Source organism: Seonamhaeicola sp. S2-3 (assembly GCF_001971785.1).
In the GTDB taxonomy this organism is placed as follows: domain Bacteria; phylum Bacteroidota; class Bacteroidia; order Flavobacteriales; family Flavobacteriaceae; genus Seonamhaeicola.
In genome coordinates this window covers 3,092,023-3,105,924 of sequence record NZ_CP019389.1, presented here as the reverse complement: position 1 = coordinate 3,105,924, position 13,902 = coordinate 3,092,023, and the positions used below count along the sequence as shown (strand labels likewise).

General features: G+C 35.0%; 8 protein-coding genes. 1 reads left to right on the top strand and 7 read right to left on the bottom strand.

Translation table 11 applies throughout. The features are described 5' to 3' along the window. Window positions 1-26 precede the first annotated feature (26 nt). Window positions 27-191 carry a LytTR family DNA-binding domain-containing protein gene (locus tag BWZ22_RS13585; RefSeq protein ID WP_083692362.1) on the top strand — a complete coding sequence of 55 codons (165 nt, stop codon included), beginning with the start codon at window positions 27-29 and terminating at the stop codon, window positions 189-191. 358 nt (window positions 192-549) lie between these two features. Here BWZ22_RS13585 and BWZ22_RS13580 read toward each other — a convergent pair whose 3' ends face one another. The 7 genes from BWZ22_RS13580 to BWZ22_RS13550 all read right to left on the bottom strand — a co-directional run bounded on the left by BWZ22_RS13580 (window position 550) and on the right by BWZ22_RS13550 (window position 12,855). Next, entirely contained in the window at window positions 550-2,484 is a 1,935-nt protein-coding gene (locus tag BWZ22_RS13580; protein WP_076700840.1) for an OmpA family protein, read from the bottom strand. Between the two features lie 41 nt (window positions 2,485-2,525). After that, a complete protein-coding gene (locus BWZ22_RS13575; protein WP_076700838.1) occupies window positions 2,526-3,455 on the bottom strand; it encodes a type IX secretion system membrane protein PorP/SprF in 930 nt (309 codons plus the stop codon). A 13-nt stretch (window positions 3,456-3,468) separates the two neighbouring features. Next, window positions 3,469-4,707, bottom strand: a complete 1,239-nt coding sequence (locus BWZ22_RS13570) for a gliding motility-associated C-terminal domain-containing protein (RefSeq protein ID WP_076700835.1) — start codon at window positions 4,705-4,707, stop codon at window positions 3,469-3,471. 2 nt (window positions 4,708-4,709) lie between these two features. Further along, entirely contained in the window at window positions 4,710-5,120 is a 411-nt protein-coding gene (locus tag BWZ22_RS13565) for a hypothetical protein (RefSeq protein WP_076700833.1), read from the bottom strand. A 96-nt stretch (window positions 5,121-5,216) separates the two neighbouring features. Then, window positions 5,217-7,283 carry a choice-of-anchor L domain-containing protein gene (locus BWZ22_RS13560; protein ID WP_083692361.1) on the bottom strand — a complete coding sequence of 689 codons (2,067 nt, stop codon included), beginning with the start codon at window positions 7,281-7,283 and terminating at the stop codon, window positions 5,217-5,219. Between the two features lie 7 nt (window positions 7,284-7,290). Then, window positions 7,291-7,698: a hypothetical protein gene (locus tag BWZ22_RS13555; RefSeq protein ID WP_076700828.1), complete on the bottom strand. Its 408-nt coding sequence runs from the start codon at window positions 7,696-7,698 to the stop codon at window positions 7,291-7,293. 234 nt (window positions 7,699-7,932) lie between these two features. Then, window positions 7,933-12,855: a hypothetical protein gene (locus tag BWZ22_RS13550; RefSeq protein ID WP_076700826.1), complete on the bottom strand. Its 4,923-nt coding sequence runs from the start codon at window positions 12,853-12,855 to the stop codon at window positions 7,933-7,935. Window positions 12,856-13,902 lie beyond the last annotated feature (1,047 nt).

Sequence of the window (13,902 nt, the reverse complement as noted above, 5' to 3'; positions counted from 1 at the left end):
AAAGTATTTTTTATTAAAAACAATTAATGAATTCAAGATTTTTTAGAGTTCACAATTCCTATTTGGTTAACCTAAATCACATAAAAAAATATACAAAAGGAAAAGGAGGCTATATTACATTAACAAACAATGAAAACATTGATGTTTCTCATAGAAGAAAAGATATGTTTTTAAAAATCATAAATCAATAAAACCTACAAAAAAAAGTTGAATACCCACCCCAATAAAAATACATAGGAATAAAATTTAAAATTAATCAAAAAAATAACTTTACACACTTGGTGAGCTATTGCTACCTCTGGAGTAGATTTAATAAAAACAATAAATCCCCACTATTGCTAGTGAGGATTTTGGTGATTGTAATAAATCCTAACCAATTATGAAAGTCTAACTAACTCTATGAACTTTATCTACAATCACTAAAATTATAAGAAATTATGTTTATTATTAAACGTCCTTCAAATATGTAAAAGATTAATCATACATTTTCTATTTATTAATTATTAAAAGGTATAACATGTTACTTTTATTATAATTTCAACATAAGCTTTACTCAACTACTATAAACTCACTACGTCTGTTAGCTTGATGCTCTGCTTTTGTACATGGTACACCATTGCTACAACCGTTTACCAATTCTGTCTCTCCTAAACCTTCTGATTGTAATCTATTTCTACTAATACCTTTAGACACTAAATAGTTTAGAGTTGAGGCTGCACGTTTTTCAGATAATATTGCATTGTAAGAATCGCTTCCTCTACTATCTGTATGAGATCTAATATTAATTCGTAACTCTGGATATTCGTTTAAAACAGCTAACACTTTCTCTAATTCTACTGCAGCATCTGGACGGATATCAGACTTATCAAAATCAAAGTAAATGATTGGTATATTTAAAACCTTTGCCAAATCGGTTCCTTCTACAAGTTCTACTCTGTTCTTCTGTAATTGGAAATCTATTCTTTGAGATTCATAACCTGCTTCTGATATTTTCTCATCGGTATCATACATATCGTGAGTTGCGCGAATGGTATAAGTTTGGTATTTATTGGTATTTACTGAAAAATATCCTGATTTGTCTGTACTAAGCTCCTTATAGATATTTCCTTCAGAATCTCTAAACGTTATAGTAGCTTCTGATATTGGCTCGCCAGTTTGTTTATCAGTAACATAGCCTTCTATCAAGGCTTTGTACACATCTTTTATAGGTGCAGTCTCTACAAATGTATATATATTATCACGTACAAAATGACCTTCGGTATCGGTACGGTTAGAACTAATAAAGCCTCGTTTTGTGTCACTATCTATCCCAAAAGCAAAATCGTCTGCATAGGTATTTATAGGACGCCCTACATTCAAAAGATTACCATAACCCCCATCTTCTATCTTTACATAAAACACATCCAATCCGCCTAAACCAAAGTGACCATCTGAAGAAAAATACAGCTCATTGGATTTTGAAACAAATGGAAAAGTTTCTTTTCCTGATGTATTAATCTTTGCCCCTAAGTTTTTGGGCGCTCCTATTGTACCATCTGGAGCTATACTTGCTACGTAAAGATCTGACTCTCCATACCCTCCTGGGCGATTTGAGGAAAAATATAACTTGGTCTCATCTGGACTTAAAGCTGGGTGCGCACAAGAATAGTGATCGCTATTAAAATGTAATTCTTTGGGTTCTTGCCACTTACCATCCTTCTTAACTGAACGATAAATCTTTAAATTTTGATCGTTATTCTTATCTTCATAAGTTAGATTACTGCGGGTAAGATACATTGTTGTTCTGTCCTTAGTATAAACTGCCGATGACTCATGGTACTTACTGTTAAGCACACCTCTTATTTTTCGTGGTTTGCTTGTTGTATTTCCTACTGAATCTATCTCTACCTCGTACAACGAAAGAAAGCTTAATCCATCCCAACCACTTTTTTTGTTTAATACCGTATTTATATCTTCTGTTGAAGAATATACCAACGTATCGCCTACCTGAGTATGACCAAAAGTGATGTGATTTTCATTATAAATTGCCTCTATAGTACGCAACTGATATCTACCTGAGTTTTCTTCTATTAAAGATAAATAATCTATAGCTTGCCTTAACTGTGGGTCATTGCCCCTCTTTTCTACATAAGCGTTATAGTATTTTTTGGAACTTGACGATTTACCAATTGCCCTAAGCGATTGAGAGTAACGTAACAAAATATTTGCTTCCTGATCTGGGTTTAATTTAAACAAACGACCGTACCATTTTGCTGCTTCATCATACTTAGCATTAAAATAATAGGTGTTTCCTAGCTTGGTAAAAAGCTCTTCTGACTCATAACCTTTTTCTGCTACTGATAAGTATATCTTTTGAGCTTCCACATAGTCCATTTGAGAATATTTCTCTGTGGCTTTGTTTAGTTTTTTATCTTGGGCGGGTAGTAACCAAAACGTCCCAAAGAGTATAATTGAAAAGATGGTAATGCTGATATTGTTTTTCATCTGTAGTAATTTTGGTTTTTCATGACTTGCTTACATGAACATTAGAAAAATCTTGGGTTAACCTTAGCCTTAAATCTAGTTCCTAATTCAAATCGCAAGAAAATCTCGTGAGAACCATTGTTATAATTCCCTAATTCTGTTGTATCATAATCATAGGCATAACCAATCATTATGTTGTCATTTATTTGAAAACCAGCCAATGCACTTACAGCAGCATCAAACCTATAGGCTAATCCTAAAGTTAATTGGTCATAAAATAACATATTTGCAGATACATCAATTGCTAATGGAGCACCTGTTACAGCCTTTACCATTAATGCTGGCTTAAATTTTATAATAGGGCTCATTGTAAATATGTAGCCCCCTGTAAAGTATAGATGGCTCTTCTCTGATGCTGTAGAAACTTGTATATCATCATAATACTCTGTCTCTAATAAATTAGGAGAAGATACTCCTAAGTACCAATCTTCTGAATGAAGAAAAAATCCAAGACCTATAATAGGCGAACTAGAACTATTAAACTCTAAATTGTAATCGTTTGGATTGTATATTAAAAGCTTATTTGGATTTATATCCATAAGCGAAATTCCTCCCTTAATCCCAAAAGACAGCTGTATCTTTTCTGAGAAATTAATAGTATATGAAAAATCTGCTGAAACAATACTCTCTGATGAAGGCCCTATCTTATCACTTGTAAAGCCAATTCCTAAACCTACACCACGAACACCTATTGGCGAATGTGCTGTGAAATTCATTGTTTCTGGAGCACCATCTAAACCTACCCACTGGTTTCTATAAAGCCCTAAAAGACTTAAAGACCCCCTATTTCCTGCATAGGCTGGGTTAATGCTTACCGTATTATACATATATTGAGTAAACTGAGATTCCTGTTGAGCTTGTAATGTTGTTGTTAACATTACAAAGCTTAACAACAGGAGCATAAACATATTATATGTTTTGTTTTTCTTCATTGTTATTATAATATTAATTTCCACTTAAGTATAGGAATCCTGCTTGTTTATGACTATTATTTTCTGAAGGCTCTCCATATTTGTAATCTAATATGTAATAATAAGTACCTGTTGGCAATTGGTTACTATCATTTATGGTCATTCGGCCGTTTGAATATCCATCAAAAACATCTCCATCAACTCCGTAGTTATGAGACTCAAATACTTTAACTCCCCAACGATTAAAGATTTGAACGTGCAAATTGCTAGCACACTCATTGTTTGATGTATCTATTAAAAAGTAATCGTTAATGCCATCTTTGTTTGGGGTAACTGCAGTATAAACAACTATATTACAAGGAAGTACTTTTGAACTGTTAACAATACCGAAAGTAAAAACACCATACCCGTTTACCGCTGTTGTTACGGTTTGTGAATCTAAATCTATGGCGCCTCCTTCATCTACCCACATATTAGTTGACTCGTCCCATCTAACTATGGTTAGGTTTCCTTGTTGAGCTGCAGATATTATAGAAGCTGGTGTTGTTTCTTCTCGCCAAGATAAAGTCAACAATACATCTTCTTCTAGTGTAGAGGCCTTTTCTATTGTCCAATATTCTTGATTATCTATCAATTCAATCACTCCTGCACGTAAATTGTGGGAATACAATGGGTCACTATTTTCAAAATAATATTTCCCTTCAAACGTAACAGAAGGGTTTTCTGACACTGAGATACCTGCAAATCGATAATATCCGCCATCGCCTATTGGAAATATGAAATCGTTATCCCCTATTCTTTGTACCGAACCATCAACATGACTAAAATCTGATGTGTTGATGTGATTAGCTTCGGCATCAAATGTAATGGTACCACCAAAATTATCATTATCTAAGATACCGTTGTAAAAATTAGACTCTCCTCCTACATTTATTATTCCTGACAACTCAAAAGGCACGGCACTACTTATATTATCAAAATACAGATTATAAAAATAGCTTTCTTTTGAACCGCTAATACTTTGTGTTGACTCGCCTATAAACTGTGTGAGACCACCTTGATAATAATCTACAATACCATTGTTATTGAAATGACTGTAAATATAGGCGTTACCGTCGTTAAAAAATTCACCTGTTTCTAAGTTATCAAACTGTTCTACAGTTGAGAACTCAGTACCTTCACTTACGTATAACAAACCTTCATTAGTAGTTTGAGCAAGAATTGTGATATTAATGAATATTAATGTGCTTATATTTAGAATGTAACTTTTCATTTCTAATTATTTTTTACTCTCTGATAAATATTAGGATTTGTAATTAATAGAGTACGGCTTTTAAGTAATGTAAAGGTGTAATCTGATTTAGCCGCATCATAATTAGGATCACTAGGATTTAACGGACTGGGATCTACTGAATATTCCGTTTCAAAAGTATCTCCCGTTGATGATTCCCCTGTGACAAAAGCTTGATTATACACGCCTCCATTATTTATATCAGACTGTGTAATGGTATAAGACACTACATATTCCCATACTTCATCAATATTTAAGACCCCATCATTGCGGTAATTTCCATAAAAATAGAATTCTCCATCGTTGAGTACCTGCCCCGTGCTTTGATTTTCAAAATCAAAATAGGAAGATACCTCTGTGTTATCTCGAACTGATAACTGGCCTTCGTTACTCATATAAGGCTGCATCTGAACTTGCAATGGCCAGCTAAGTACGCCTACGGCTAGTATGGAATAATATCCTTTCATATTCTTCAATTTTCAATTTTATTATTAATTTCTTGCCCTACCTCTCGAGCGAAGCATTGGATTGGTAATAATTATTGAAGGTTTTGGACATTCTATCACCAATGGTGTTGCTGGCATCGGACAAAGAGATCCTAACCTTGTTAGTGTGAGGTTATCAATATAATAATTGTTTCCAGTGTTTGAATTTAAATCGTTACGAAATTCCATCACCAAATCACCAATACCACACGGAGCTTCAGCCACGGTAGGAACACTAAAATATAACTCTACATTAATCCATTTACCTTGGGTATTCCCCGAATTAGGGAAAGTATCTGAGGAAAACGTCCCCATCAATTTACCTGTATCTTTTTCTTTAATATCTATTGCTATTCTTGCTGGTCCTTCAACCAAATACATCCAAAAACCAGCACGATATGTTTCGCCTTGTAATACATTAATATCTCTTTCATAAAAGACATCAAGTGAAGTATCGGCATTTATTGCCATTACAGCACCTTCTTGTGTACCCGAGATATCTGTTATAGCACCCGCCTCAGGGCCATTTTCTCCATAAAAAGCTGGTGTCCAGAAATAACTGGTTAGATTTGCTGGATTCCACCCATTTTTAATATAACCAGGAGAGACAACAGCATAGTGGTTGTTATCTATTGATGTTTGTACATCACTTGTAGAGGTTGGATGAGCATTCGCAAAAGCAAAACTGTTTGCAGGCATATAGGCAGACGTTGTTCTTCCACCATTAATGCTGCTATTGCTCTGCCCAAAATCATCATAAAAAACCAATTCTTCATAGCAAATTGGGTTGGGTGTCACTATTGCTGTGTTGTTGCTATAATCTGGGTCTGGTTCATCTGACAATATAGTAGCTACATTGGTATAATTACCTGTATTGTTGACTGTGGCTCTAATTTTGAGTTCAACTTCTTCAAAAATTGCTTGGATATCACCGATAGACCATTCACCTGTTGTAGGGTTATATGTACCTTTGTCGGCAGTATGGCTCACATAAGTATACCCGTTGGGCAATACATCTTGCACCACTGTTCCTACTGCATCATAAGGACCAAGGTTTGAAGCAGTTAGTGTAAACTCTATTTCGTCTCCGTAGGCTGGATCTATCATATCGATTACTTTCTCAATTTTTACATCAGCACCTGTTGTACCTTGTACTCTTTTAAGCATAACTCCTGAATCATACTGAGTATCACCTGCATCAGCGATGGCTATTTTGAATTCATAAGTCCCCCCTGGTGTAAGGTCTTTGAGGTCGTAAGTAATCAACTTAGTCAATCCATTATATTCAATAAAGACAGGAAAAGGACCCGGGTTAGTATTAGAGTTTAGTCTTCCGTTTGAATTTACTGTTGTTGTATGTCCATTGACCATGTAATGTTCTGATTGAGTTAAATCTAATCCTGAATAGGTAGCTGATCCTGCGCTACCCGCATAACCATAATTTACTGTATTGATAGAAATAGGATTATTACTATTTGGTAAACGCGCCATATTGATGACTGATGCACCACCTGGCAAGGTTGCCCCAGCACTAATTGGGCGAACAAAAAAGCCAAAGGCATCATTAAAGTATGAACCAACATAATTAGGGTATTCTTCTGAACCAAACTGAAAAACAGCACGAATAGCCGTGGTATTACTATCTAAAGTAACTTTGAACTTATAAATAACTACGTCGTTTATTGCTTGACTAAAAATACCTGTTAAGTCACTGTCTGTATAAGTAGTGCTCTGTGCTTGGAATGATTTTGCTACATTATTATTTCTGCTAGCTAAATCATCTGAAGCCCTACCTGTGGTAAAAAGAATACCTTCATCCATACCGAAACCTGCATTTAACCCATTGCTAAACGTAGCTATTTGCTCACTACGCGTCCCGCTAACAAGCCCATCACCTGTATCTAAATACAAGGTCATGCCAGTACCGTTGAAAGCCGATAAAATTTGAGCGTCAGTTAGATTGGTATTTTCTATAGTTGCTTGCACAGGTGTTTGAGCACACGTACTAATCGTGGTAAAGACCAACAGAAATACCAACAAACATCTACTAATATTATTTATTATTGGATTCATAACTAAACTATTCTTCGGTTATCATTAAATTTAGCTCTTGGAGCAAAGCTGAGTTATTCAAAATTTTTTCATTGAATATCTCTGCACTTGTTACTTCAGTTATTTCATCAATATTCTCTTCTCCTGGATGACGATTGATAGGCTGACCATATCTGATGATATCTTCTAAATCACCAAGAACAATTTTTCTTTTATGGTTGATTCTTATTCCATCTTCAAAGTCAGCATTTTTCTGCAACAAAATGTCTCTCAGGTACTCTTTTTGTATTGGTGAAATTGAAATTTGATTTTCAATCAATGCCAACTCATTGTTTACAACTGTTATTTGAGCTTTAGTCCAAGAAGCGTTTTGAGCATATGTATTCCCAAAGCAAATAATGCTTAACAGAAAAACTATATTGAATATTTTTTTCATAATCAATTGATTTTATTTTTAACAAAACGTTATGTAAACAAGCAACTTATTTACATTTTTTATAATGAAGAAGCAAAATTTAATGTAAAACACCTATTTCTACTTACATCTGTATTACTAAATCTTAAAAAAAGCCTCATTCGTTCTTTCTTTAATGACAAAGAACGAATGAATGAGACCATAGCTATATTGTAATTTTTATGTTAATTATCGAAAATATTAAAGAACTGGTACTTATTTTACTTCAAAAACTATGTTCATAAATGATCCTATAGTAATATCTGCTCCACTTGCGATGGTATAGGTCATGATTCCACTTGCATTAATCGTTACATTTTCGAACACAGTATCATCATACCATACAATATGGTAGTGCAACTCATTGGCTGGCAATGTAGGTATACTTGCGTTAGTTTCGCTAGAAGCCATCGGAGTACTAAACTGATTAGTGTAATTGGTGTGTAAGTTGATAGTATATACACCTCCGCTTTCACTTGCACCTACCATACCTGGTACCTGATCTGGTGCCGTTGGCATAATCACTGACGGCATATAAAAGAACTTAGGCATTGCTGCTTTTATCTGTCTTAAAGTTCCGTCATTTTGAGCTACTACCAATTGGTCATTTATACTTCCAGTTTGTAACCCTGCAACAGCCAAAGTATTTGTAACATCAGTAGTAATTGTTGTAGGTTCTATTAAAGTTCCTCCTAATTTGATATCTAAACCGTCTTTATTTAATCCGTTTTTAGCTTCTAAAATTTCTCCAACTTCAGATTGGTCTACCCAAGAAACGTCCCCTTGATCGTTAGTTACCATAACTTGATTATTACTTCCAGGAGCTATTTTAGTTGTTGTTATTCCTTTGTCTGCAATTTGTATTCCTGTATCTGATAAAAGTTTATCAACTCCATCTGCTCCTCCTGTAAACTCTAATCCTCCATTTACAGTTAAATCTCCTTTATTGTTATCTATTGATGTAGCCAACTCATCAATCGCATCTTGTACATTATCTGAGGTTAAACTACTTGTGCCATTGTTATATGTTACATTGTTTGAAGAGATATTTTGGTAAACTACTGTCCCATCCGATTGTACTACCCCTACTTTCCCTACATCTACTGGGGCTGCACCTAAATCTTCTGCTTTTACTTCTCCATCTGCTATCTTATCTGTAGTTACTGCATTATCTTCTATTTTGGCTGTAGTAATTCCGCCTTCTGCAACTTTAATGTTTGAATCTACTAAAGTAGCTCCTGAACCATCAGTTACTACTATTGAGCCATCGGCTGCTGTAAGGTCTTTTCCTGATACCACTAAACTAACTAAACTTATTGACTGTGTCTGACCTTGAGAATTCACATAAACTAACTCTTGGGTAGCAGAATTATAACTAAGACTTGTATTATTTAATTGAATCTCATTAGTATTCCCTAATTCATCCTTGTAACTAAGTTTGTTATCTGTTTCATTGTAAGTGAGAGAGGTTAAGGTTTCTAAATCTTTTACGAAATCTTCTTGATTCACCCAAGTTACATCGCCATTAGTATTTGTAACAAGAACCTCTCCTGCATTACCACTAACTATCTTATCTGTAGTTACTGCATCATCTGCTATCTTATCTGTAGTTACTGCATTATCTGCTATTTTGGCTGTAGTAATTCCGCCATCAGCTATTTGTATTCTGGCATCTGATAAAAGTTTATCAACTCCATCTGTCCCTCCTGTAAATTCTAATCCTCCATTTACAGTTAAATCTCCTTTTTGGTTAGCTAATTCATCCAATGCCCCTTGTACATTTGTAGCCAACAATCCTGAAGCTGTATTATCATAAGCTACGTTATCAGCATTCATATCAATGCTACCTATTACATTTCCTTCTGAATCTTTAAACTCATATTCATTAGTAGTTGTATTTAAAGAAACATCTACTGTATTTACATCAAATGATATATCTGTTCCATCTCCATTGGTAAAAGTGTATGCTCCATTTCCTGAATCTGTTAAATCTGATTTGGTAACAGTACTTATTACTGTGCCATTACTTGCTACCAAGCTAAAGCTGCCATCTGTATTATCAACTAAATTTACACCCGCTCCTACACTTATAGTACCTAATAATTCTTCTATGGCATCTTGTACATTAGTAGATGTTAAACTGCTGGTTGAATTATCAAAACCTAGGGCATCGGCATTGGTATCTATTGTAGTGATTACATGGCCTTTACCATCGGTAAAAGTGTAAACGCCATTTTCAACATTAACACTTGTCGTGTTTGCATCGAAAGTTACTTCTGTGCCATTAACTGCGGTGTGTGTAAATGTTCCGTCTCCATGATCTACTAAGGCATCAGTTGTATTGGCTAAGTCGTTTGCTAATTCATCTAATGCCCCTTGTACATTTGTAGCCAACAATCCTGAAGCTGTATTATCATAAGCTACGTTATCAGCATTCATATCAATGCTACCTATTACATTTCCTTCTGAATCTTTAAACTCATATTCATTAGTAGTTGTATTTAAAGAAACATCTACTGTATTTACATCAAATGATATATCTGTTCCATCTCCATTGGTAAAAGTGTATGCTCCATTTCCTGAATCTGTTAAATCTGATTTGGTAACAGTACTTATTACTGTGCCATTACTTGCTACCAAGCTAAAGCTGCCATCTGTATTATCAACTAAATTTACACCCGCTCCTACACTTATAGTACCTAATAATTCTTCTATGGCATCTTGTACATTAGTTGATGTTAAACTGCTGGTTGAATTATCAAAACCTAGGGCATCGGCATTGGTATCTATTGTAGTGATTACATGGCCTTTACCATCGGTAAAAGTGTAAACGCCATTTTCAACATCAACACTTGTCGTATTCGCATCGAAAGTTACTTCTGTGCCATTAACTGCGGTGTGTGTAAATGTTCCGTCTCCATGATCTACTAAGGCATCAGTTGTATTGGCTAAGTCGTTTGCTAATTCATCTAATGCATCTTGTACGTTTGTAGAAGCTAAACCACTATTCGTATTATCATACGAACTCGTGTTGGCATTGGTATCCACTACGATACTATTACCATTGGCGTTAGTTAAAGTGTAAGTACCATTGCCATTGTCTGTCATTGAGGTGGTATTCGCATCGAAAGTTACTTCTGTGCCATCTACTGCGGTGTGTGTGAAGGTGCCATCGCCATTATCTACTAAGGCATCGGTTGTATTGGCTAAGTTGCCTGCTAATTCATCTAATGCGTCTTGTACGTTTGTAGAAGCTAAACCACTATTCGTATTATCATAGGTACTCGTGTTGGCATTGGTATCGACTACGATACTATTACCATTGGCGTTAGTCAAGGTGTAAGTACCATTGCCATTGTCTACCATTGAAGTTGTGTTTGCATCGAAAGTTACTTCTGTGCCATTAACTGCGGTGTGTGTGAAGGTGCCATCACCATTATCTACTAAGGCATCGGTTGTATTGGCTAAGTCGTTGGCTAATTCATCTAATGCGTCTTGTACGTTTGTAGAAGCTAAACCACTATTCGTATTATCATAGGTACTTGTGTTGGCATTAGTATCGACTACGATACTATTACCATTGGCGTTGGTTAAGGTGTAAGTACCATTGCCATTGTCTGTCATTGATGTGGTGTTCGCATCGAAAGTTACTTCTGTACCATCTACTGCGGTGTGTGTAAATGTTCCATTACCATTATCTACTAAGGCATCAGTTGTATTGGCTAAGTCGTTGGCTAATTCATCTAATGCATCTTGTACGTTTGTAGAGGCTAAACCACTATTCGTATTATCATACGAACTCGTGTTGGCATTGGTATCCACTACGATACTGTCGCCATTGGCGTTAGTTAAGGTGTAAGTGCCATCACCATTATCTGCCATTGATGTGGTGTTCGCATCGAAGGTTACTACTGTGCCATCTACTGCGGTGTGTGTAAATGTTCCATTACCATTATCTACTAAGGCATCAGTTGTATTGGCTAAGTCGTTGGCTAATTCATCTAATGCATCTTGTACGTTTGTAGAAGCTAAACCACTATTCGTATTATCATAGGTACTTGTGTTGGCATTGGTATTGACTACGATACTGTCGCCATTGGCGTTAGTTAAGGTGTAAGTCCCATCGCCATTGTCTGCCATTGAAGTAGTGTTCGCATCGAAAGTTACTACTGTACCATCTACTGCGGTGTGAGTGAAGGTTCCATCGCCATTATCTACTAAGGCATCAGTTGTATTGGCTAAGTCGTTGGCTAATTCATCTAATGCATCTTGTACGTTTGTAGAGGCTAAACCACTATTCGTATTATCATACGAACTCGTGTTGGCATTGGTATCCACTACGATACTGTCGCCATTGGCGTTAGTTAAGGTGTAAGTGCCATCACCATTATCTACCATTGATGTCGTGTTGGCATCGAAAGTTACTACGGTTCCATCTACTGCAGTGTGAGTGAAGGTTCCATCGCCATTATCTACTAAGGCATCAGTTGTATTGGCTAAGTCGTTTGCTAATTCATCTAATGCCCCTTGTACATTTGTAGAGGTTAAACCACTGTTGCTATTGTCATAGGCACTTGTGTTGGCATTAGTATCCACTACGATACTGTCACCATTGGCGTTAGTTAAGGTGTAAGTCCCATCGCCATTGTCTGCCATTGAAGTAGTGTTCGCATCGAAAGTTACATCATTACCATCTTCATCTGTATAAGTGAAAGTGCCATCGCCATTGTCTGTTAAAACAGTTAAAGTCTCTAAATCTGAGATATTAATAATTTGAGTATTACCATACTCATCTACATATGTAAATTGATTATTTACAACATCCCAGTATACTATATTGTCTGGTAAATCAGATTCATTAGTTAATCTATGCCAGCTTCCTTGATACCAATAATAATAACCAGGTGAAAGCGTTGCATTGGTACTAGTATTATAGACTAATAAACTTTCTACGTTACCCGCACTTATAGTTGTTTGGTCTGTAGCACTTGTTAGTGGTACTTGAGGCATCAAAACTCCTCTGTTTGAAGATTTTACCTCTAATTGCGTTGAAGGATTAGGCATATCTGTGCCAATTCCTACTTGAGCGTAGATAAAATTCCCTGCGATTAACGTTATTAACAGTAATAGTTTTTTCATAATGAAACGTGTAGTGTTTATTAAATGAGTTGTTTTAATTATATTTATAATTCTATTTATTAATAAATTGCTAGTCGATAAAAATTCACATATCAACTTATACAGAAATGAAAACCGTTTGCCAACTAAATTGTACAAACCTCTCTTTTTCTTAATGACTTTTTAAAATTGATTTTAAATTTGTGATTTCCCTCTGATTTCCCTCTTAGCTAGATGCTTTTTAGGCACCATTATTTATTCATAATTTTGGGCAACAAAAATGTAAAAAAGTAAGATTTTTTCACAAAAACAGCCTATCACAAACATTTCACATTTGTGTAAAATCAATACTTATCGATAAAAAAACATAAATATGGATAGAATACAGTGTTTATTTTAGAATAGAATTCTTATCTAACGTTCTTTATATTGAAATAAAATGATGTTGCCCTGAAGGATTTATTCAAGGCTTTTGATAAGATTTGTAAAATGAAGTAATTACTTTTAATCTGCTTGTGTAAAAGTTGTTGTTACATCTTTTATAGAACGTGTAAGTAGGAAGTATTTCTCCTTAAGTTTTAAGAAGAAATACAAAGAAAATTCTGGAAAAAGTAGGGATCATGACCAAAAGTTGTGTGAATTAAGATAGTTTTAGTTTTGAAGTTTTAAAATTATTGTATAGGAACTTACCTTAGATTTATTAAAACTGTTTTTACCTGAATTCTTAATTGACAACTTTGATTTAGTGAAACACACTAAAACTAATGAAATTCTTCATTTGTATGGATTATGACCAATTTTTGCCTAAACACAACAATTGGTTATGATCTGGGAAAATTTAATAATTTTATTCATAGGTAAGGCATAGGATATCCATAGGACATCCATAGGATATCTATAGGGCATCTATAGGAGTGAGAAGTGAATGGTGAATGGTGAGTGGTATGACCCGTTCTAAAATAGCTATACAGGTTAATAAATAAATCCTGATATAATTATACAAACTTTAATGGGGCTAATGCAAGTTTCAATACGTTGTCTTTTTTAAGAGAACCATTTAACTATTTA